Source organism: Propionibacterium sp. oral taxon 192 str. F0372 (genome assembly GCF_000413315.1).
Lineage (GTDB): Bacteria > Actinomycetota > Actinomycetes > Propionibacteriales > Propionibacteriaceae > Brooklawnia.
Map to the genome: position 1 here is coordinate 159678 of NZ_KE340297.1, position 19628 is coordinate 179305.

At 61.9% G+C, this 19628-nt stretch carries 26 protein-coding genes; 3 read left to right on the plus strand and 23 right to left on the minus strand.

Translation table 11 applies throughout. The annotated features are described in order from the left end of the window. The first annotated feature begins 25 nt into the window (after positions 1-25). Positions 26-643 (plus strand): TetR/AcrR family transcriptional regulator, encoded by a 618-nt coding sequence (locus tag HMPREF1531_RS00720; RefSeq protein WP_016667971.1) that lies wholly within the window; start codon positions 26-28, stop codon positions 641-643. 74 nt (positions 644-717) lie between these two features. On the opposite strand, the gene map is transcribed toward HMPREF1531_RS00720, so the two are convergent. Genes map through secY form a run of 3 tightly spaced genes read right to left on the minus strand, consistent with a single transcriptional unit; the run spans position 718 to position 3436 of the window. Further along, positions 718-1554, minus strand: a complete 837-nt coding sequence (map, locus tag HMPREF1531_RS00725; protein WP_016667972.1) for a type I methionyl aminopeptidase — start codon at positions 1552-1554, stop codon at positions 718-720. Beyond that, positions 1551-2126, minus strand: a complete 576-nt coding sequence (locus HMPREF1531_RS00730) for an adenylate kinase (protein WP_036896889.1) — start codon at positions 2124-2126, stop codon at positions 1551-1553. The genes map and HMPREF1531_RS00730 overlap by 4 nt, the downstream gene beginning before the upstream one ends. Then, positions 2123-3436 (minus strand): preprotein translocase subunit SecY, encoded by a 1314-nt coding sequence (gene secY / locus HMPREF1531_RS00735; RefSeq protein ID WP_016667974.1) that lies wholly within the window; start codon positions 3434-3436, stop codon positions 2123-2125. Before secY ends, HMPREF1531_RS00730 begins: the two co-directional genes overlap by 4 nt. A gap of 298 nt (positions 3437-3734) precedes the next feature. Here secY and HMPREF1531_RS00740 point away from each other — a divergent pair, with 298 nt between their 5' ends. Next, complete coding sequence (locus tag HMPREF1531_RS00740) at positions 3735-4916, plus strand: alpha/beta hydrolase (RefSeq protein ID WP_016667976.1); 1182 nt, start codon at positions 3735-3737, stop codon at positions 4914-4916. Further along, entirely contained in the window at positions 4913-8173 is a 3261-nt protein-coding gene (gene lysX, locus HMPREF1531_RS00745; protein WP_016667977.1) for a bifunctional lysylphosphatidylglycerol synthetase/lysine--tRNA ligase LysX, read from the plus strand. The genes HMPREF1531_RS00740 and lysX overlap by 4 nt, the downstream gene beginning before the upstream one ends. Before the next feature lie 54 nt (positions 8174-8227). Here lysX and HMPREF1531_RS00750 read toward each other — a convergent pair whose 3' ends face one another. The 20 genes from HMPREF1531_RS00750 to rpsS all read right to left on the minus strand — a co-directional run bounded on the left by HMPREF1531_RS00750 (position 8228) and on the right by rpsS (position 19628). Further along, positions 8228-8986 (minus strand): succinate dehydrogenase/fumarate reductase iron-sulfur subunit, encoded by a 759-nt coding sequence (locus HMPREF1531_RS00750; protein WP_016667978.1) that lies wholly within the window; start codon positions 8984-8986, stop codon positions 8228-8230. After that, complete coding sequence (locus tag HMPREF1531_RS00755; protein WP_016667979.1) at positions 8983-10983, minus strand: fumarate reductase/succinate dehydrogenase flavoprotein subunit; 2001 nt, start codon at positions 10981-10983, stop codon at positions 8983-8985. Before HMPREF1531_RS00755 ends, HMPREF1531_RS00750 begins: the two co-directional genes overlap by 4 nt. Then, the gene (locus tag HMPREF1531_RS00760; RefSeq protein ID WP_198011052.1) at positions 10980-11600 is read right to left on the minus strand and encodes a succinate dehydrogenase cytochrome b subunit; all 621 of its coding nucleotides are present in this window, start codon (positions 11598-11600) and stop codon (positions 10980-10982) included. Before HMPREF1531_RS00760 ends, HMPREF1531_RS00755 begins: the two co-directional genes overlap by 4 nt. A gap of 257 nt (positions 11601-11857) precedes the next feature. Then, positions 11858-12367 (minus strand): PH domain-containing protein, encoded by a 510-nt coding sequence (locus HMPREF1531_RS00765; RefSeq protein ID WP_016667981.1) that lies wholly within the window; start codon positions 12365-12367, stop codon positions 11858-11860. A gap of 121 nt (positions 12368-12488) precedes the next feature. Beyond that, positions 12489-12935: a 50S ribosomal protein L15 gene (gene rplO, locus HMPREF1531_RS00770; RefSeq protein ID WP_016667982.1), complete on the minus strand. Its 447-nt coding sequence runs from the start codon at positions 12933-12935 to the stop codon at positions 12489-12491. A 2-nt stretch (positions 12936-12937) separates the two neighbouring features. Next, entirely contained in the window at positions 12938-13120 is a 183-nt protein-coding gene (rpmD, locus tag HMPREF1531_RS00775; protein ID WP_016667983.1) for a 50S ribosomal protein L30, read from the minus strand. Next, entirely contained in the window at positions 13113-13721 is a 609-nt protein-coding gene (gene rpsE, locus HMPREF1531_RS00780) for a 30S ribosomal protein S5 (RefSeq protein ID WP_016667984.1), read from the minus strand. The genes rpmD and rpsE overlap by 8 nt, the downstream gene beginning before the upstream one ends. A 23-nt stretch (positions 13722-13744) precedes the next feature. Beyond that, the gene (gene rplR, locus HMPREF1531_RS00785) at positions 13745-14128 is read right to left on the minus strand and encodes a 50S ribosomal protein L18 (protein ID WP_016667985.1); all 384 of its coding nucleotides are present in this window, start codon (positions 14126-14128) and stop codon (positions 13745-13747) included. A gap of 2 nt (positions 14129-14130) precedes the next feature. Next, positions 14131-14673 (minus strand): 50S ribosomal protein L6, encoded by a 543-nt coding sequence (gene rplF, locus HMPREF1531_RS00790; protein WP_016667986.1) that lies wholly within the window; start codon positions 14671-14673, stop codon positions 14131-14133. Positions 14674-14702: 29 nt separating this feature from the next. Then, on the minus strand, positions 14703-15110 hold the full coding sequence (gene rpsH / locus HMPREF1531_RS00795) for a 30S ribosomal protein S8 (RefSeq protein ID WP_016667987.1): 408 nt from the start codon (positions 15108-15110) through the stop codon (positions 14703-14705). Positions 15111-15184: 74 nt separating this feature from the next. Next, positions 15185-15370 carry a type Z 30S ribosomal protein S14 gene (locus HMPREF1531_RS00800; RefSeq protein WP_016667988.1) on the minus strand — a complete coding sequence of 62 codons (186 nt, stop codon included), beginning with the start codon at positions 15368-15370 and terminating at the stop codon, positions 15185-15187. A gap of 7 nt (positions 15371-15377) precedes the next feature. Next, positions 15378-16016 (minus strand): 50S ribosomal protein L5, encoded by a 639-nt coding sequence (gene rplE, locus HMPREF1531_RS00805; protein WP_051123389.1) that lies wholly within the window; start codon positions 16014-16016, stop codon positions 15378-15380. Between the two features lie 23 nt (positions 16017-16039). Further along, positions 16040-16408, minus strand: coding sequence for a 50S ribosomal protein L24 (gene rplX / locus HMPREF1531_RS00810; protein ID WP_016667990.1), 369 nt, complete (start codon positions 16406-16408; stop codon positions 16040-16042). 2 nt (positions 16409-16410) lie between these two features. After that, positions 16411-16779, minus strand: a complete 369-nt coding sequence (gene rplN, locus HMPREF1531_RS00815; RefSeq protein ID WP_016667991.1) for a 50S ribosomal protein L14 — start codon at positions 16777-16779, stop codon at positions 16411-16413. 354 nt (positions 16780-17133) lie between these two features. Further along, positions 17134-17406, minus strand: a complete 273-nt coding sequence (rpsQ, locus tag HMPREF1531_RS00820; protein ID WP_016667992.1) for a 30S ribosomal protein S17 — start codon at positions 17404-17406, stop codon at positions 17134-17136. Continuing rightward, positions 17403-17639, minus strand: coding sequence for a 50S ribosomal protein L29 (rpmC, locus tag HMPREF1531_RS00825; RefSeq protein ID WP_016667993.1), 237 nt, complete (start codon positions 17637-17639; stop codon positions 17403-17405). Before rpmC ends, rpsQ begins: the two co-directional genes overlap by 4 nt. A 2-nt stretch (positions 17640-17641) precedes the next feature. Then, complete coding sequence (gene rplP / locus HMPREF1531_RS00830; protein ID WP_016667994.1) at positions 17642-18061, minus strand: 50S ribosomal protein L16; 420 nt, start codon at positions 18059-18061, stop codon at positions 17642-17644. A gap of 2 nt (positions 18062-18063) precedes the next feature. Beyond that, positions 18064-18888, minus strand: coding sequence for a 30S ribosomal protein S3 (rpsC, locus tag HMPREF1531_RS00835; protein ID WP_016667995.1), 825 nt, complete (start codon positions 18886-18888; stop codon positions 18064-18066). Positions 18889-18890: 2 nt separating this feature from the next. Beyond that, a complete protein-coding gene (gene rplV, locus HMPREF1531_RS00840; protein WP_016667996.1) occupies positions 18891-19316 on the minus strand; it encodes a 50S ribosomal protein L22 in 426 nt (141 codons plus the stop codon). Positions 19317-19346: 30 nt separating this feature from the next. After that, positions 19347-19628 (minus strand): 30S ribosomal protein S19, encoded by a 282-nt coding sequence (gene rpsS, locus HMPREF1531_RS00845; protein ID WP_016667997.1) that lies wholly within the window; start codon positions 19626-19628, stop codon positions 19347-19349.

A 19628-nucleotide genomic window follows, 5' to 3' on the forward strand; every position in this document is an offset into this window, starting at 1 on the left:
TGCCCAACCGGGCTATCGTGATCCCATGACACGTCCGGGCCGCCCCACCGGTCCCAAACCGGGATTTAGCCGCCACCAGGTGGTGGAGACTGCGCTGGAGTTGGGCATCGCGGATTTCACGCTGGCCTGCGTCGCTTCTCGGCTCGGGGTAGCGACATCAGCCCTCTACCGCACGATCACCTCCCGCGACGATCTGCTGCGGGCTTGTCTGGAAGAACTCGCATCCCGGATCGATTTCATCGCGGATCCCGCAGACTGGCGTCGTACCGTGCGGGCCCAAGCCGAGTGTTTGTGGGTGCTGTTAGAGACCAATCCCGGACTCGACCGGGTATTGCAGATGCTTCCTTGGGCAGCCGAGTGCTTCGCGACGACGATCGGTGCCGCGTACCAGGCGCTGGTGGAGGCCGGGGTCGGCGAACACGATGCTGCGCTGATGGTCGACATGGTGGCGGACACCACGATCGCAACCCACCTCGGAATCGTCGCGATGCGCCGTCGACCAGTAGACGACGCCGCACCGGAGCCTATGTTCAGCAGTCTGCCGCGCCCCTTCCACGCGGAACAGTCATGGACCGATCGCGGCTGGCTCGACCGCAAGATCGATCTCATCATCGACGGCTTGTCGACACGCATCAACTCCTGATCCGGCTCGCGCGGGTCCCAGATCTCTTCCGTCAGCCCTGGCGCCCGGATTGCTGGGCTCGCCAAGCGAGAAACTCAGTCGAGTGACGCGATCCGCACTCCCCTGGCGGCTAGTTCTGCTGCTCCCCCGTCAGGCTCGGTGAGCACGAAAATACCGTCGGCGAGCACCGCCACCGAGTTCTCCCAGTGGGCTGCACGTGAACCATCACAGGTGACCACTGTCCACTCGTCGTCAAGTTCTACGTTCTCGGGCGAACCGAGGGTGAGGATCGGCTCAATCGCCAAACAGACACCCGGGACAATGCGAGCACCGCGGTGTGGACGCCCTGAATTGGGCACATCCGGTTCCTGATGCATCTCGGTACCGATGCCGTGCCCGGTGTACTCACGCACGATGCCAACTTGCAGCCCGGAGGTCTCGACACTGCGCTGGATTGCGTGGGAGATGTCCCCCACCCGTTTGGCGGAGGCCACCGCGGCGATCCCGTCCCACAAGGCATTCCTAGTTACCTCGGAGAGCCTACGGGATTCATCATCAACCTCACCGACCATGAAGGTCCGCGCTGCATCGCCGTGCCAACCGTCGACGACCGCACCGAAATCGATGGACACGATATCCCCTGCGACCAGTCTGCGTTGATCGGGGATACCGTGGACGACAACCTCATTCACCGAGATACAGGCTACCCCCGGATAGGGTGGGTAACCCCACTCGGCTCCATAACCCAAGAAATTCGAGGTAGCACCGTGCACGGCGAGCACGTCGCGGCCCACGGCGTCGATCTCTGCCAAGGTCGCCCCAGCAACAGCGGCGGCCCCCATTTCGGCGAGTCCTTTGGCAACTACCAGCCCGGCTCGGCGCATCATCGCGATCTGAGCCGGAGTCTTCAACTGGATGCCATGACGGCTCACTTGGCCAAGTGCTCCTTGACCGCGGCCTGGATACGGGCATCCACTTCTTCCACCGAACCGATGCCGTTCACGTCGACCAGCAGCCCCTTGGCTGCGTAGTGATCAAGCAACGGCTTGGTCTCAGAAGAATAGATGTCCATACGCCGCCGGATGGTCTCCTCGTTGTCGTCGGCGCGGCCCTCCAACTCGGCACGACGCAGCAACCGTGTGATGAGCACCTCGGGATCAACATCCAAGAAGACAACGGCATCAAGCGCCTGTCCTTTGCTCGTCAAGTAAGCATCCAGGGCCTCAACCTGATGCATGTTGCGCGGGAAGCCATCCAGCAGGAAACCATTCGCGGTATCGGGCTGATCAAGACGATCGGCGATGATCTCCTCGGTCAGCGAATCGGGGACAAGATCACCGGCAGCCAGCAGAGCCTCGACCTTCTTGCCGAGCTCGGTACCACTCTTCACATTGGCGCGGAAAATATCGCCGGTGGAAATCGCAGGAACACCATGATGGGCAGCCAGAGCAGGAGCCTGGGTCCCCTTTCCGGCGCCGGGGGCGCCCATGATGAGCAGTCTCACTTCAAGAACCCTTCGTAGTGACGCTGATGCAGTTGGCTCTCGATCTGCTTGACCGTGTCAAGACCCACACCCACCATGATCAGCAACGACGTGCCACCGAACGGGAAGTTCTGGTCGGCATGGAAGGCCATGATCGCCACTGCGGGAATCAGGGCGATCACCGCCAGGTACAAAGACCCAGGGGCGGTCAAGCGCGACAGCACATAACCAAGATACTTCTCCGTCGGCTTCCCCGCGCGAACACCGGGAATGAAGCCGCCGTACTTTTTCATGTTGTCCGAGATCTCGACTGGGTCGAAGGTGATCGACACATAGAAATAGGCGAAGAAGATGATCAGCACGAAGAAGATGGCGCTGTACCAGCCCCCGGTACCGGTGGCCAGGTTCGCGGCGATCCAGTCGGCGACCGGGCCGTCGGTCTTGAACATGGTGAACAGCACCGGAAGGTAAAGGATTGAGGATGCGAAGATGACTGGGATGACACCGGCCTGGTTCACCTTGAGCGGGATGTAGGTCGAGGAACCGCCCATCAAACGGTTGCCCACCATCCGCTTGGCGTACTGCACCGGAATGCGACGCTGGGCCTGCTCGACGAACAACACTCCAGCCATCACCAGCAGACCGATAGCGATCACCGCGAGCATCACCATCGTTCCGGTGCGGACATCCGACTGGCTCTGGCGGATGTTCCACATTCCCGAGGGGAAGGTGGCCACGATCTGGGTGAAGATCAGTACGGACATGCCGTTTCCGATACCACGGTCGGTAATCAACTCGCCGAGCCACATGATGATGGAGGTGCCTGCGGTCATGGTGAGGATCATCACGACGATGGGGAAGATATCGGTGGAGTGGACCAGATTCTCGCTGCAGTCACGGAACAACTGACCATTTACCGCAAGCATGGTGAACGAGGTAGCCTGCAACAAACCGAGCACGATGGTTAACCAGCGGGTGTACTTGGTGATCGTCTGCTGGCCGGAGGCTCCCTCCTTCTTCAACGCCTCCAACCGTGGGATGACCACCGTGAGAAGCTGAAGAATGATCGAGGAAGTGATGTAGGGCATGATGCCCAGCGCGAAGATCGACAGCTGCAGCAACGCACCACCAGAGAACAAGTTGATCATCGAGTAGACCCCGGCCTGGGAACCGGTGGTCGCCTTGGCTGCGCAGGTGTTGATCGCAGCGGTGTTCACATTCGGCGAGGGGATGGTGGAACCCAGGCGGAACACCACGAGGATGCCCAGAGTGAACAGGATCTTCTTGCGTAGATCCGGCGTCTTGAATGCCGTGAGGAAGGCGGAAAGCACCCGGTCCCCTCTTTCCTAGTAGATTGAATTGCGGGCGTGCCCAAACAGACGCACCACGCGCAGCTCGGCCAGCCTATCAAGCACCAGGCCAACAACCCAGTTGTCGCGGCAAGGACGGCATTGACGACGCAATCCGGCCATCCGTGACCTGTGCGAGGTCGCAGTTGGCTTCGGTCAACGCCTTCGGCCCACCAACTCCCTGACCTCTCCCCGGGAAGCCCACCGGTGCCCGGTGCGTAACAATAGTCATCAGCCACGATGGAAAGCGCCACATTCACAACATCGAAAGGATGGATACATGGCCCACTGGTTCGCACCAACCGGCCCGGCACCGCTGGCCGTAGCCGCGTCGCTGCTCATCGCAGCTTGCTGGTGGGCCTTGATACACATTCCCAGACATCACACCAGAACCGTTTGGGGATCAATCCTGCGCCAATTCATAGCATTTCTCACCACTTTGGTATTCGCCATGTTGGTGATCGCCCTGGCCTTGAACCGAGCCAACGGCTGGTACGGAAGCTGGACCTCGCTGCTCGGTTCCGGAGCCATCATGGAACAGACAACCGTCGGAGCCGAGACCCCCACCAATCCTGATGCTCAGACCCCGGGAGAACCCGATGCGCCCCCACAGCAAAAGGAGGCCACCGCAATCCAAAAGGACCCCACGACCAATCCAGCCTTTGGTACCCAGGACTGGTCGGATCCCACTAAGGGAAGGTACATCACGGTATCGATCCCCGAGTCAGGAACCGAGCGCACCCACAAGGCGTTGATCTGGCTGCCTCCAAACTATCTGAGTGACCAGAACCGCTTCCATCCGGTGATCGTCGCCTTCCCCGGGGTTCCCGGGTCGATCGAAACCTACCAGAACCTCAAGATCGGCGAAACCATCAATGGCCTAGTTGACGCTCAGAAGATGCGTCATGCCATCGTGGTGATCCCCGACGTCTTCGAGAACAACGGCGACACTGAATGTGTCGATTCCACCGACGGTAGCGTACGCACGGAGACATGGGTCACCAAGGATGTCACTGAATGGGTGAAGACCAATCTGCGAGCAGCCGATGCTCCCAGCGGCTGGACAACCCTCGGCTACAGCGCCGGTGGCTGGTGCTCCACGATGCTCACTATGCGCCATCCGGAGCTGTACTCGAGTGCAGTTTCACTAGCTGGTTTCTTCCACTTAGCCTTCGACGGTCCCGCGCTACGCCCACTTGATGACCCCGCCTACAACTTGGATACAGTTGCCGAGACAACCGCACCCGACGTACGCCTGTGGTTCTGGGTAGCCGTCGACGATGCCGCGCCGTACCAGTCGATGCAGCGTTTCGCCCCCCACGTACGAGCCCCCACCTCACTCACCCACACCACGCTGGCCAGCGGCGGACACTCCGCCGAAGTATGGACCACCGGCATTCCGGTCGGGCTGGAATGGCTGGGCACCACCTCACCCCAGTTCGCCTGGACGGAGACGAAATGAGCCTGCGCAAGCAACGCGTCGCCAACCTGCTGTGCTGGTACTACGCAGCTGCCGTACTCCTTTCCGCATGGATATGGCTGAGTTATCGGCTGGTCCACGAACTGCACGACCAGCTATGGCTCGATCTGTTTTTCTTGGCGGGCAACGCACCGGCCGGGGCATCGCTGATCTCGGTGGTGCTGTTGGCCGTTGTCACCCACGGCTTAGCCCATCGCAAACGCGCCGGGCTGGTTATGGTCCTGCTGTTCCAGATATTCGGAGTGCTGAGTTCCACCGTCATTGCTGTTCCCAGCATCACCGACCCTGCGACCCAGGATTTCATGCTTACCGCGATATTCACCGGTTGGCTGCTTTTCTCCCTGTTCGGGATATGGCTGTGCTGGTGGCTGTGGCCTGTTTTCCCGGCCAAGCTGGTACGCGGCTCATGGCTGCGGGCATTTCTCGTGCTACTCAGCGGCTCAGCCCTGGCCACCGCGATCGGTACGCTGATCATCCTGGTGTACCGGAGCCGTCCCTGGACGGTCTGGGAACAAGTGCAGGTCGTGCTCATGCAGGCCATTGGCATGACCAGCGACAACGGCTGGGGAGGTGTTCATCCGCCAAGGCCCGCCACAATCGTGGTCTCCGTCCTTCTTAGCCTCACCCTCATCGCCACCGTCACGGTGTTCACCCGCAGCGTGCGGCCCCAGGATTCCTGGAATCCCAGCACCGAACTGGCCCTGCGTCACCTGCTGAACGACCACGCCGAGGACGACTCCCTGGCATATGTTGTCACCCGCCGCGACCGGCTCATCCACTTCGATGCGACGAGATCAGCCGCCATTGGCTACCAGGTGATCGGCTCGGTCGCCCTGGCCTCCGGTGATCCGATCGGAAACCGGGAGAAATGGGACGATGCCATCACCGAATGGCACGACACTGTCCGCGAGTACGGCTGGACTCCCGGAGTGATCGCTTGTGGCCCAGACGGTGCCCGCGCCTATTCCCGGACCCTAGGCTTCGAGATTCTGCGGCTTGGCGACGAGTCGGTGCTGGAGACCGCATCCTTCGACCTCGGTTCAACGGCCATGACCGAGGTACGGCGTGCCCATGCCCGTAGCCGACGCAGTGGTCTGACTGCCGAGATCGAGTTCCAGTCCGAGATGACCCCCGAAGCCATCGACGAGACCCGGACGCTGACCGCACGATGGCGCATCGGGGATGAACGCGGTTTCTCCATGGAGGTTGGGCGAATCGGCGATCCGGCCGACGAACGCATGGTGGTGGCGATGGTCCGTGACATAACCGGCCACCCGGTGGCGATCCTCACCTTCCTGCCCTGGGGGCGTCACGGTTTGTCTCTCGACCTGATGCGTCGCAGCCCGCAAGCCCCCAACGGGGTCAACGAATTCTTGGTCGCCGAGGTGATGGCCTGGGCTGCTGACCACGGCATTGAGCGAGTCTCGCTGAACTTTGCCTTCCTGCGCCATATCTTCGCCCGTGCCGAAGACGTCGCCGCAGCTCCCGGGGAGAGGTTCAGCTCCCGGCTGCTGGGCGCCCTGGACCGCTACTGGCAGATCCAGCGCCTCTACCGTTCCAATACCAAGTACCGCCCCGACTGGCGACCACGCTATTTCGGGTTGCCCTCCCCGTTGATGCTCGTCCCCGTCGGCGTGGCCTCGATGCTCGCCGAGGGATTCATCCCTGACTGGTTCCATATGCTGCGCTCTGCTCCTGCGGGGGCCGGGCTCACATCTGCCGAGCTGACCGAACTACGGGAGACCACCCGGGCGCTTCCCCCAGGCAGCGATACGGTCCCCCGCTCCGACCAATCCCGTCACCGCATCCGGCACCTACACGAGCTGCAGGATGCAGGGCAGCCGGGTTATCCGGTTGCCTCACGAACCTGCGTCGAATTGGCCGATCTCGCCGAGGACGCCACCGTAGATCCATCGATCGAGCTCGTCGGCCGGGTACGTTCGCTGCGTGACCATGGCGGAGTCTGTTTCATCGACCTGGTCGACGGCATGGCACACCGCCAGCTGGTGGTCGAGGCCGAGGCCATCGGTCGCGAGAGCCTGCGCCGGATGGCCAGGCTTGTGGACAGCGGCGACCTGCTCGGGGTGCACGCCCACAGCGGAGAATCCCGCAACGGCACTCCATCGCTGCTGGTTGACTCCTGGCAGATTCTGGCCAAAGCCCTGCAGCCGATTCCCTGGTGGGGATTCAACGATCCCCGGGCCCGGGCTCGGTCGCGCAGCCTTGATCTGCTGGTGCACCCCGAACAGATGGATCTGCTGGCTGCCCGCAGCCGGGCGATCACATCAGTGCGTCGCACTTTGGTAGATGCCGGTTTCTGCGAGGTGGAGACGCCGATGCTGAACACGGTGCATGGTGGGGCCAATGCCCGGCCCTTCCGCACCCATATCAACGCCTATGACACCGATCTGGTGCTGCGGATCGCCCCAGAACTCGCACTCAAGCGCCTAGTCGTCGCAGGGATGGGAGCCATCTTCGAGATCGGTAAGAATTTCCGCAACGAGGGTGCCGACGCCTCGCACAACCCGGAGTTCACCGTCGTGGAGGCCTATCAGCCTTATGCTGACTACACCACCATGCGGCTACTCACCCAGCGGATCATCCAGGAAGCCGCGACTGCGGTCCACGGACGCCCCGTCATGCCCCTGCCCACCGGACCCGATGGAAAGCTGGAACTCACCGACATCTCCGGAGACTGGGCCGTGGTAAGCGTCTGCGATGCCGTCTCCGAGGCAGTGGGCACCCGCATCGACCCGACAACCGACCTTGACGAGTTAATCGGGATTGCCCAGGAACACGGCATCCATATCGGCCCCGACTGGGGTGCGGGCAAGCTGATCGAGGAATTGTACGGGGAACTGGCCGAGGCCACCACAGTGGCGCCAACTTTCTACGTGGATTTCCCTGCTGAGACCTCACCGCTGACTGCTCCGCACCGCACCCAACCGGGCCTGGTGGAACGGTGGGATCTAGTGGCCGGAGGGATGGAGTTGGGAACCGCTTATTCGGAGTTGACCGACCCGATCATCCAACGCCAACGACTCGTGGAGCAATCCTGGCACGCCGCCATGGGTGATGCCGAAGCCATGGAGGTGGACGAGGACTTCCTCACTGCCCTGGAACTGGGCATGCCTCCCACCGGCGGGCTGGGTATCGGGTTGGACCGGCTGGTGATGGCCCTCACAGGTTCCTCCATCCGGCAGGTGCTGACTTTCCCCTTCATCCGTCCACAGCGCTGAACGAGCCGCTGCGGCCCCGGTCCCAGTTGGTGGCGGGGCCGCCGGTTAGGAGACTCAACCGTTGGCACTGTGCGCGTCAGTGCGCAGCGCCCTGATCCGTTCCTTCGGCACCGCGGCCACCGCGGCCAGCGGGATCGACTGCGGACACACCTTGGCGCATTCCCCATGCAACGAGCAGGGACCGAAATTGGCGTCGGCGACGGCCACCATCGTGCGTGCCCGCTTGCGGGCCTCCGGCTGGGAGATCGGCAAGGTCGCCAAGTGGGCAAGTTTCGCCCCGACGAATAACTGGGCCGAGCCGTTGGGACAGGCCGCCACGCAGGCGCCGCAGCCGATGCATGCGGCAAAGGTGAGGGCCCGTTCGGAGACCTCCGCGGTGGTGAGCACCGTATCCGCGTCGGGAGCGGTGCCTGCGTCGATGGATACCCAGGCACCGGACTGCACCACATCATCGAGATGGTCCCGGGCAACGATCAGATCACGCTGCACCGGAAAGGCCGCCGAACGCAAAGGCTCCAAACGCACTGTATCGCCGTCGTGGAAACTCATCAGACGCTGGTGACAGGCGGTCATGTTGGGGGTTGGGCCGTGTGGCCGCGAGTTAACGGTCAACCCGCACACCCCACAAATGCCCTCCCGGCAATCCGATTCGAAGGCGACAGCCTCTTTGCCGTCACGGACCAGTTGGTCATTGAGGGTATCTAAGGCGTCCAGGATCGACATCGTCGGATCCAGTCCGTCCACTTGATGACTCTCAAAATGACCAGCAGCATCAGGGGATGCCTGGCGATAGACCTCAAGTGTGAGCTTCATGCGTAGCTCCTTGTCGTCATGTGGACCGTGGCAAAGTCCAGTGGTTCAGCATGCCGAGTAAACTGTCTCGGCCCGGATTCGGTGGGGTTGGATTCCCACACCGACACGAAACTCCAGTTGTCGTCGTCACGCACGGCTTCACCATCCTTGGAATGTTCCACCCGGAAATGGGCACCGCAGGATTCTTCACGGTCCAGGGCATCGACACACAACAGCTCGGCCAAATCGAGGAAATCGGCGACACGACCCGCCTGTTCCAAAGTGATCGATAACCCATGCCCGGTCCCGTTGATCCGCAGATCTTTCCAGAACTCTTCACGCAACTCCACCACCTCGTCGCGAGCGGTGGTCAGGGATTGCTGAGAGCGCTCTACCGAGCATCCTCGGTAGAGGATCACCCCCAGTCGGCGATGGAACTCACGTGGCGGAGTACTTCCCGGCACCGCCAGCAGCGCGGCGGTACGCTGCTGGGCCCGCTCAACGGCCGCAGCGACACACGGATCGCCGGGGGTCAGTGGAGTCCGGCCCAACCGACGAGCCAAGTGATCAGCCACAGAATTGGGGATAGTGAACCAGCCATCGACACAGGCCGACAACAACGAATTCGCACCCAACCGGTTAGCCCCGTGATAGCCCCAACCCGATTCACCAGCGGTGAACAGCCCGGGCAGGTTGGAGCGCAGGTCATAGTCGGACCACAACCCGCCCATGGTGAAGTGGGCGGCCGGGGCGATGCGCATCGGTGTGGAATAGGGATCCTCTCCGGTGGCATGAGCATACATCTCGAAGAGATTGCCGTAGCGACGCTCCAACTCATCATGACCCAACCTGTCCATCGCATCGGCGAAATCCAAGTAAACCGAGTCGTGTTGGGGCCCCACTCCTCTGCCTGCGGAGATCTGCGCGGTAGCGGCCCGCGAAGCGATGTCGCGGGGAGTCAGGTTACCGAAGGCCGGGTACATCCGTTCCAGGTAGTAGTCGCGTTCGGCTTCAGGAATCTGGCCTGGATCACGATCATCTCCGGCGGTACGCGGTACCCAGATCCGCCCGTCATTGCGCAGCGACTCACTCATCAAAGTGGTCTTCGCCTGTTCGGGGGTTGGTGCGGGAAGTGCCGTGGGATGGAATTGGATGAACGAGGGATTGGCGAACCAGGCACCACGCTGGTGCGCCCGCCAAGCGGCGGAAGCATTGGAGGAGACCGCCAGGGTGGACTTGTGGAAGATCGACCCGTAACCGCCGGTGGCCAGCACCACTGCGTCACCCAGGATCGGAGCAATCACCCCGGTTACCAGATCGCGCACCACCACCCCACGGACCTCACCAGCGTCATCAATGACATAATCAAGCACCTCGGTGCGGTTATGCAAGGCGACCCGTCCGGTGTTCACCTGACGCAGCAGGGCCTGTGCCCCGGCCACCTGAAGTTGCTGGCCGGTCTGGCCCCGCGAGTAGTAGGTACGAGAAACCTGCACCCCGCCGAATGACCTGGTAGCCAAGGTCCCACCGTATTCGCGGCCGAAAGGTACAGCCAAGGCGTTCATGTGATCAATGACCCGGATGGATTCCTGAGCCAGCCGGTAGGCATCGGCCTCCCGGGCCCGGAAGTCTCCGCCCTTGATGGTGTCCACGACGAAACGACGGATGGAATCGCCATCCACCTTGCGGCCCCGGGCAGCGTTGATACCTCCCTGCGCGGCCACCGAGTGGGCTCGCCGGGCCGCGTCGTGGTAGGTGATGGCAACCACGTTGAATCCAAGCTCGGCAAGCGAGGCCGCCGCACCGCTTCCCGCGAGACCGGTGCCCACGACGATGACCGTGAATTTACGACGGTTGCCGGTGGACACCAGTTTGTAGTCGGCCCGCCTGCGCTCCCAGGCGGTACGTGGGTCCCCCTCGGGAATGTGCCCGTCGACGATCTGTCCAGGACTCACCCCCACAACCCGCGAGGTAGGAACGACGAAGCCAAGAGTTGTTGTCTGCTGCTGGATAGTCATCGGATCAGCCCTACCAGAATCGCTACCGGAATGACGGCATTACCCAAGACGATGGCTACAGCAACGCATCCAGCAATCACCTTAGCCACCGCCCGCCACCGCTTCGAAGTCGTGCCGAGATCGTTGAATGCCAACACCACTCCGTGCCACAGGTGGGCCGCGACCAGCACCATGATGAGGGTGTAGAAGATCCCCATCCATGGCCGCGACAGGGAGGCAACCAGATTCGCGTAGGCACTACCCTGCGTGAAGTGATCGGATGCGACACCGGCGCCAACGGTGAGATCAAGCACGTGCACCACGATGAAGACCGCGATGAGGATGCCAGTGACGGTCATCCACCGCGAAACCGTGGGCGCTGCGGCCGCCTTCACCGCCCCGCGCGCCCGACGCGACTTCGACCGTAACACTAAGGCCGCAGTGATGTGCACTACCAGGCACACCAGCAATACCACCCGCAGTGCCCACAACACCGACTGATGCGGCACCAGTGGATAACCCACTTCGCGCAGCCAGTGGGCGTAGCCGTCATAGGCATGTGCACCCAGGTAGACCTTGAGATTACCGAACAGATGAATGAGAACAAACAAGGCCCAGACACCACCGGTGAGGGCCATGGCTACCTTCCATACCCACAACCCCATCTCGCGAGAGGGTGCAGGCACAGGGCCGCAACGGGGTGGTCGAAGAGTCGGAGCTGAAGTCATCGCCGTCTCCTGCGTGGATCCCTGACCCGGCACCGAGCATCGGCGCTCCGTGGAGTCCAAGTCACCCGAACCGCAGCGATGCGGATGCGGGTTCACACCAACGACGTGGGCTCCACCTGCTGGGTCCTTATTTCGACCTTAACAAAGCCCAGCAGCTCCCACAGCCACTAGCCGAAATCGGTACCGGTTTGTTCGACGCGATTCCCGCCAAACAACAGATCGGTCAGTTCCACCTGAACCTGTTCCACCTTCGGCACGTCCTCCAGTTCAAGGGGATCATCGGCGCTGGTCTGCAGGGTCAGCGTGCCGCAACCAAACAGCCGGTCGATAAGCGACTTCTCGTGGGTGACGTCAGAGATCCGGGTGAGCGGCAGGTCGTGACCGGTTCGGGTGAGGATGCCTTTGCGGGTGATGATCCGTCGATTGGTGAGGGTGTAGCTGGTGGTGATCCACCGCAGCCAGGGAAACACCGTCAGCGGCACCAAGCCAGCCACGACAACGGCCCACACCACGGTAAGAACCCAGCCGGGCCAGTTGTCAGGTAGCCGAGTGCTTGCGACCGCGCCGATGCCGATCAGCAGCACCCCACCAAACACGGGGAACAGCAGGATTTTCGGATGGGTGCGCATGCGGCGGACCTCGACCTCGTCGGCACCCAAGAGTTTATTCGAACCCACTGCCCCATCCTGCCACGGAACCGATGTCCGGGTCCGCCATGACGAACCGTTCGCTACATGAAGCGATGGGCGGGCCCATGACGGGACCACCCACCGCTGATCAGTTATCCGACCGGGATGCTCAGTTCTGTGAGACCGAACCGCCAGCGGCCTCGATCTTTTCCCTGGCAGAGCCCGAGAAGGCGTCGGCAGTGATGTTGAATTTCACGCTCACCTCACCTGCACCGAGCACCTTTACCAGTTTGCCCTTACGCACCAAGCCTTTGGCCACCAAATCGGCAACGGTGATCTTGCCACCGGCCGGGAAGGCCTCTGACAGCTTGGCCAGGTTGACCACTTGGTAGCTGACCCGGAACGGGTTCTGGAAACCACGGAGCTTCGGCACACGCATGTGCACCGGCATCTGGCCTCCCTCAAAACTCTCGGGGACCTGAGAGCGCGCGCCCGTGCCCTTGGTGCCGCGACCGGCGGTCTTGCCACCCTTGCCGCCCTCACCACGCCCGACGCGTTTACGTGGACGGTTAGCGCCGGGAGCCGGCTGGAGATCATGAATCTTCAGTGCTGCCATGCTCACTTCACCTCTTCGAGAACAACCAGGTGACGGACCGCACGCACCATGCCCCGGATCTCGGGACGATCGGCATGGGACACCTGATCACCAATGCGCTTGAGACCCAATGCTCTCAGCGTTGCCCGGGCGGACGGTTTCTCACCGATCCCGGACTTGACCTGGGTCACCTTCAGCTCAGCCATTGTCGGCCTCCTTACGAGCCTTCAGAATGGCAGCCGGAACCACGTCGGCCACCGGCTTGCCACGACGAGCGGCAATCGCCTCCGGCTCCTCAAGCGACTCAAGAGCAGCCACGGTCGCATGGACCACATTGATGGCATTCGCCGAGCCCAGCGACTTCGCCAGCACGTCAGAGACACCAGCGCACTCCAGCACTGCACGGGTCGATCCACCAGCGATCACACCAGTACCTGCGGAGGCCGGACGCAGCATGACGATGCCTGCGGCACGCTCACCCTGAACCGGGTGCGGGATGGTGCCGTTGATCAACGGCACCTTGAAGAAGTGCTTCTTCGCCTCCTCGACACCCTTGGAAATCGCGGTGGGGACCTCCTTGGCCTTGCCATAGCCGACGCCGACCGTGCCCTTGCCATCGCCCACCACCACGAGTGCGGTGAAGGAGAACCGGCGGCCGCCCTTGACGACCTTGGCAACGCGGTTGATGGTCACAACCCGCTCAAGGTACTCATTCTTCTTATCTTCATTGTTGCGGTCACGGCCACGACGATCATCACGGCCGCGACGCTCGCCCTGGCGGCCATTGCCGCGGGGGGATTCAGTCATCGCTTCTTACCTTTCGTCGTGGATTACAGGCCCAGACCGGCTTCGCGGGCGGCATCCGCCAGCGCAGCGATCCGACCGTGGTATTGGTGACCGGCACGGTCAAAGACCACCTGAGTCACGCCAGCATCCTGAGCGCGCTTGGCGATTAGTTCGCCGACCTTGACAGCCTTGGCAGTCTTGTCACCCACCAGCGCCCGCAGATCAGCCTCCATCGTCGACGCCGAAGCAAGAGTCTTGCCGGCGACGTCGTCGATGACTTGGACCAAGGTGTGCTTGGCAGTCTTGGTGACCACCAGGCGCGGACGCTCCGGGTAGCCAAAAACGCGCTTTCGACCACGAGCTGCGCGACGTCCGCGCGCGGCCCGCCTCGCAGCGGTGTGCTTGTTGACACGAAGTCCCATGGCCATGATCACTTACCAGCCTTTCCAGCCTTGCGCCGCACGTACTCACCCTGGTAACGCACGCCCTTGCCCTTGTAGGGCTCGGGCTTGCGGATCTTGCGGATGTTCGCAGCGACCTCGCCCACGACCTGCTTGTCGATGCCGCGGACGTGCATCCGGGTCGGGGTCTCGACCTCGAAGGTGATGCCTTCAGGGGCGTCAACGATCACCGGGTGCGAGAAACCGAGGTTGAACTCGACCTGGCCCGGGCCCTTAGACACGACACGGTATCCGACGCCGACGATCTCAAGGGTCTTGGTGTAGCCGTCGGTGACGCCGACGACCATGTTGTTGACCAGGGCACGAGTCAGGCCGTGTAGCGAACGCGAGACACGCTCATCGTCCGGACGCTCAACGACCAACTGGCCCTCATCGTTCTTGGAAATAGTGATCGGCTCGGAGATGGTCCGCTCAAGGGTACCCTTTGGGCCCTTGACCTTCACATCGCGGCCGTCAATGCTCACATCGACACCGGACGGGACGGTGATCGGGAGCCTGCCAATTCGTGACATGTGTGTTCCTCCTTCTCAGTTCCGTCCGCTCACCAGACGTAGGCGAGCACTTCGCCGCCCACGGACTTCTGGTATGCCTGCCGGTCGGTCATTAGGCCCTGGGAGGTGGAGATGATCGCAATCCCCATGCCGCCCAGAACCTTGGGCAGGTTGTTCGACTTCGCGTAGACCCGCAGACCCGGCTTCGAGATCCGGCGCAGGCCGGCAATCGAGCGGGTGCGATCCTCGCCGTACTTCAAGGTGATGGTCAGTTTCTTACCAACCTCACCTTCAGCAGGCTCGGAGATCTTGAAGTCGGTGATGTAGCCCTCAGACTTCAGGATCCCGGCAATTCCTGCCTTGATCTTGGAATGGGGCATAGTGGTCGAATCGTGATGTGCCTGATTCGCGTTGCGCAGACGCGTGAGCATGTCTGCGATCGGGTCAGTCATCGTCATGGCTTGTCAGCCTCTTTCTCGCAGCGGTTTCCCCGGGGGACCTGCCACGTCGTTGGAATCGGAGGTGATCAAGATCACCAGGAGGACTTGGTCACGCCGGGCAGAGCACCAGCATGGGCGAGTTCGCGCAGGCAGATGCGGCACAGGCCGAAAGCACGGTAAACCGACTTCGGACGACCACAGCGCTGGCAGCGGGTGTAGGCGCGCACAGCAAACTTCGGCTTGCGGCCCTGCTTCACCTTGAGAGCAGTTTTCGCCATCTTGGAATCACTTCCTCTTCTTGCCCGGATACACCGGACCGCGACGCTTCGGAGCCTTGGGATCATCCTTGGCCTTGAATGGGAAACCGAGATGCTTGAGCAGGGCCTTACCCTCGGCATCGTTGGTGGCCGACGTCACAAAGGTGATGTCCATGCCACGCAGGCGATCGATCTTGTCTTGGTCGATCTCGTGGAACATAACCTGCTCGTTGAGACCGAAGGTGTAGTTGCCCCGACCGTCGAACTGGTTGGAATTCAGACCACGGAAATCACGGATGCGGGGCAGCGCAGTGGTCAGCAGACGGTCGGCGAACTCCCACATCCGGTCACCGCGCAAGGTGACGTGGCAGCCAATCGGCTGCCCTTCACGCAACTTGAACTGCGCGATGGACTTGCGTGCCTTGGTCACCTGTGGCTTTTGACCAGTGATGGCAGTCAGATCACGAATGGCACCATCAAGCACTTTAGAATCGTGGGCGGCGTCGCCGACACCCATGTTCACCACGATCTTCACTAGACCGGGGATTTGCATGACGTTGGCGTACTTGAACTCCTCGTTCATCGCCTGACGGATTTCATCGCGGTAGCGTTGCTTCAGACGCGGGGCGGTACCTGCGGACGCGCGAGCGACCTCAGCCACCTGCATCGGGGCATCGGACTTGCGAGCCATCAGATCTCCTTCCCGGTCTTGCGAGCGATGCGGACACCGCGGGTGCTCTTGCGTTCGGAGCCATCGGCGCGACGCTTGGTCACTTCAACGCGGTCGTACCCTACGCGGGTGACGACCTCCTTGCCCTTGCTATCCTTGGTCACCAACTGCACGTTCGAGACGTGGATCGGCGATTCGGAAGCGATGATTCCGCCCTTGGTGGTGCGTCCGGTGCTGGGATCACCGGTGTCACGCACGTGGCGCTTCATAATGTTGACGCCCTGCACCAAGACGCGATCACGCTCGGGATACACAGCGATGATCTCGGCGACCACGCCCTTGTCCTTGCCAGCGATGACCTTGACGCGGTCACCCTTCTTGAGCTTCATGGTCAGATCACCTCCGGAGCGAGCGAAACGATGCGCATGTAGCGACGATCACGCAGCTCACGGGCCACCGGGCCAAAGATGCGAGTGCCCCTGGGCTCTCCGTCGTTCTTCACGATAACTGCGGCATTCTCGTCGAATTTGATGTAGGAACCGTCCGGGCGACGGGACTCCTTGACGGTACGCACGACGACAGCCCTAATGACCTCGCCCCTCTTCACGCTGCCGCCGGGAATGGTGTCCTTCACCGTTGCAATGATGGTGTCGCCGAGACCGGCGTAGCGACGCTTGGTACCGCCGAGCACACGAATGCAGAGGATCTCCTTTGCACCGGTGTTGTCGGCGACCTTGAGCCGCGTCTCCTGCTGGATCATTCTTCTCCTCCGTCCCACCGGTTCCAGACATCTGGCCTGGTGAAACTAGAAACGTTCCCCCTGGATTTTGCCAGGAGGCAGCCTCCTGCCCGCAGGCACGAGAACCATTGTGCTGTCCGGGAGAGGTCCCCTGTGAAGGGCACAGACCCAAGACAACTTTGATAGCCTAACGCATCGGTCAATCAACCACGTAATCGGTTCGGCAATGAGGGGCACTCTCCCCACCGGTGGATGCCCGTCCCGCAACCCGCTCTGCGCGTGGTGCGGCAAAGCACCCCGATAGTGGATGCCTGCACGCACGACGATGGCCCGCTCCCACCGGGAACGGGCCATCGCTGCTCGCAGCTGCACGAATTACTTCGCGCGCTCAATGATCTCCATCAAACGCCAGCGCTTGGTGGCGGACAGCGGACGAGTCTCCATGACTCGCACGGTGTCACCGATACCGGCCTGATTGTTCTCATCGTGCACGTGCAGCTTGGTCGACTTGCTCATGACCTTGCCGTACAGCGGGTGCTTCACGCGGTCAGCGATCAGCACGACGATGGTCTTGTCCATCTTGTCCGAGACCACGATGCCTTCGCGGACCTTGCGCCCCGCACGCTTAATTCCAGTTGACTCGCTCATTCCTCAACCTTCAGATCGGGGTCTTCGATAATGCCCAGGTTGCGTTCCTGCAGCACCGTGTAGATACGGGCGATGTCCTTGCGGACCTCACGCAGCCGAGCGGTCGAGGCCAGCTGACCGGTGGCTGACTGGAATCGAAGGTTGAACAGCTCCTCTTTGAGAGCCACAACCTGCTCGTTGAGTTCCTTTGCGGAAAGACCGCGCAGTTCCGCGGCATTCAGTGCCTTGGCCATGATCAATTCTCACCTGCTTCGCGCTTGATGAAACGAGCCTTGAAGGGCAGCTTGTGGATGGCGAGGCGCATGGCCTCGCGGGCCACGTCCTCCGCAACACCGGACAGCTCGAACAGCACACGTCCGGGTTTGACATTGGCAACCCAGAATTCCGGGGAACCCTTACCGGAACCCATACGAGATTCGGCGGGGTGCTTGGTCAGTGGGCGGTCCGGGTAGACGTTGATCCACACCTTGCCGCCACGCTTGATGTGACGGGTCATCGCGATACGAGCTGCCTCAATCTGACGGTTAGTCAAATAGGAGGACTCGAGCGACTGAATGCCGTAGTCACCGAAGGCGAGCTGGGTGCCACCCTTGGCCAGACCATCGCGATGCGGACGATGCTGCTTGCGGTGCTTGACTCGACGAGGGATCAGCATGCTCAGGCTCCTGCGTTCTCGTTGACGGGAGCAGCCTCAACGGCCGCCTCAGACTTGGTCGCCTCGGCACGCGCGTCGTCGGAACGACGGCGACCGCCACGATCGGAGCGCTCACCGCGGCCAGGGCGACGGTTGTTGCGCTGGCCACCCCGGGACGGGGCGGCATTGCGAGCTGCCTTCTGAGCTGCGCGCTCGGCACGGGTGCCAGTCACGTCACCCTTGTAGATCCACACCTTGACACCGATGCGACCGAAAGTGGTCCGAGCCTCGTAGAAGCCGTAGTCGATATCGGCACGCAGGGTGTGCAGTGGCACACGCCCCTCACGGTAGCCCTCAGAGCGGGACATCTCGGCGCCGCCCAGACGACCAGAACATTTGATGCGAATACCCTTGGCACCGGCGCGCATGGCCGACTGCTGAGCCTTACGCATGGCGCGACGGAAAGCGACGCGGGCTCCGAGCTGCTCGGCAATCCCCTGGGCAACCAACTGGGCATCGGTTTCGGAGTTGCGAACCTCAAGGATATTCAGCTGGATCTGCTTACCGGTGAGTTTCTCCAACTCGCCACGAATGCGCTCCGCCTCTGCACCGTTGCGACCGATGACGATGCCTGGACGAGCGGCATGCAGGAAGATGGTCACGCGCTCGGAACGGCGCTCGATCTCAATGGACGAGATGCCGGCGCGGTCCAAGTTCTTGTGCAGGAATTTGCGGATGCGGTCATCCTCGCCGATGAACTCGGCATACTGCTTATCCACATACCAGCGAGATTTGTGGTCGGTGGTCACACCCAGCCGGAAGCCGATCGGGTTGATCTTCTGCCCCATGCTCAGGCCTCCTTCTCGGTCTTCTTGGTGGTTGCCTTGTTCTCACGGGGCTCAACGACCACGGTGATGTGCGAACCGCGCTTGAGGATCTGCGAGGCAGAGCCCTTGGCACGCGGGCGGATGCGACGCATGGTCACACCCTCGTCGACATAGGCTGTCGACACGTACAGGTCATCGCGACGCAGGCCTTCGGCATTCTCCGCATTGGCGATCGCCGAAGCCAGCACCTTGTAAACCGGCTCTGATGCGGCCTGCGGGGCAAACTGGAGAGTGGTCAGGGCGTCGTTGACGTCCATCCCACGAACCAAATCGACCACTCGGCGCACCTTGGTCGGACTCATCCGCACGTGGCGGGCGATGGCATACGAGCCGGGCCGATCCCCGAGCAGGGCAAGGCGACGGCTGGGTCGCTCGTTGTTGTTGCTCATTGTTGAATCAGTTCCTTGTCTGCCCGGGCGTCAACGCCGACGGCTTTTCTTGTCGTCCTTCACATGGCCGCGGAAAGTACGCGTGGGAGCGAACTCACCGAGCTTGTGACCGATCATCGCCTCGGTGACGAACACCGGGACGTGCTTGCGACCGTCGTGCACCGCGAGGGTGTGGCCGAGCATGTCAGGGGTGATCATCGAGCGACGTGACCACGTCTTGATGACATTGCGGGTCCCGGCCTCATTCTGAGCATCGACCTTCTTGGCCAGATGCTCGTCGACGAAGGGGCCCTTCTTCAGGCTGCGTGGCAT

Bases quoted from the DNA above. Each gene is read 5' to 3' on its own strand.
- HMPREF1531_RS00720 (WP_016667971.1), top strand. From the start codon at position 26: ATGACACGTCCGGGCCGCCCCACCGGTCCCAAACCGGGATTTAGCCGC.
- HMPREF1531_RS00740 (WP_016667976.1), top strand. From the start codon at position 3,735: ATGGCCCACTGGTTCGCACCAACCGGCCCGGCACCGCTGGCCGTAGCC.
- lysX (WP_016667977.1), top strand. From the start codon at position 4,913: ATGAGCCTGCGCAAGCAACGCGTCGCCAACCTGCTGTGCTGGTACTAC.
- HMPREF1531_RS00750 (WP_016667978.1), bottom strand. From the start codon at position 8,986: ATGAAGCTCACACTTGAGGTCTATCGCCAGGCATCCCCTGATGCTGCT.
- HMPREF1531_RS00755 (WP_016667979.1), bottom strand. From the start codon at position 10,983: ATGACTATCCAGCAGCAGACAACAACTCTTGGCTTCGTCGTTCCTACC.
- HMPREF1531_RS00760 (WP_198011052.1), bottom strand. From the start codon at position 11,600: ATGGCCCTCACCGGTGGTGTCTGGGCCTTGTTTGTTCTCATTCATCTG.
- rplO (WP_016667982.1), bottom strand. From the start codon at position 12,935: ATGGCAGCACTGAAGATTCATGATCTCCAGCCGGCTCCCGGCGCTAAC.
- rpmD (WP_016667983.1), bottom strand. From the start codon at position 13,120: ATGGCTGAGCTGAAGGTGACCCAGGTCAAGTCCGGGATCGGTGAGAAA.
- rpsE (WP_016667984.1), bottom strand. From the start codon at position 13,721: ATGACTGAATCCCCCCGCGGCAATGGCCGCCAGGGCGAGCGTCGCGGC.
- rplR (WP_016667985.1), bottom strand. From the start codon at position 14,128: ATGGCCATGGGACTTCGTGTCAACAAGCACACCGCTGCGAGGCGGGCC.
- rplF (WP_016667986.1), bottom strand. From the start codon at position 14,673: ATGTCACGAATTGGCAGGCTCCCGATCACCGTCCCGTCCGGTGTCGAT.
- rpsH (WP_016667987.1), bottom strand. From the start codon at position 15,110: ATGACGATGACTGACCCGATCGCAGACATGCTCACGCGTCTGCGCAAC.
- HMPREF1531_RS00800 (WP_016667988.1), bottom strand. From the start codon at position 15,370: ATGGCGAAAACTGCTCTCAAGGTGAAGCAGGGCCGCAAGCCGAAGTTT.
- rplE (WP_051123389.1), bottom strand. From the start codon at position 16,016: ATGCAGGTGGCTGAGGTCGCTCGCGCGTCCGCAGGTACCGCCCCGCGT.
- rplX (WP_016667990.1), bottom strand. From the start codon at position 16,408: ATGAAGCTCAAGAAGGGTGACCGCGTCAAGGTCATCGCTGGCAAGGAC.
- rplN (WP_016667991.1), bottom strand. From the start codon at position 16,779: ATGATCCAGCAGGAGACGCGGCTCAAGGTCGCCGACAACACCGGTGCA.
- rpsQ (WP_016667992.1), bottom strand. From the start codon at position 17,406: ATGAGCGAGTCAACTGGAATTAAGCGTGCGGGGCGCAAGGTCCGCGAA.
- rpmC (WP_016667993.1), bottom strand. From the start codon at position 17,639: ATGGCCAAGGCACTGAATGCCGCGGAACTGCGCGGTCTTTCCGCAAAG.
- rplP (WP_016667994.1), bottom strand. From the start codon at position 18,061: ATGCTGATCCCTCGTCGAGTCAAGCACCGCAAGCAGCATCGTCCGCAT.
- rpsC (WP_016667995.1), bottom strand. From the start codon at position 18,888: ATGGGGCAGAAGATCAACCCGATCGGCTTCCGGCTGGGTGTGACCACC.
- rplV (WP_016667996.1), bottom strand. From the start codon at position 19,316: ATGAGCAACAACAACGAGCGACCCAGCCGTCGCCTTGCCCTGCTCGGG.
- rpsS (WP_016667997.1), bottom strand. From the start codon at position 19,628: ATGCCACGCAGCCTGAAGAAGGGCCCCTTCGTCGACGAGCATCTGGCC.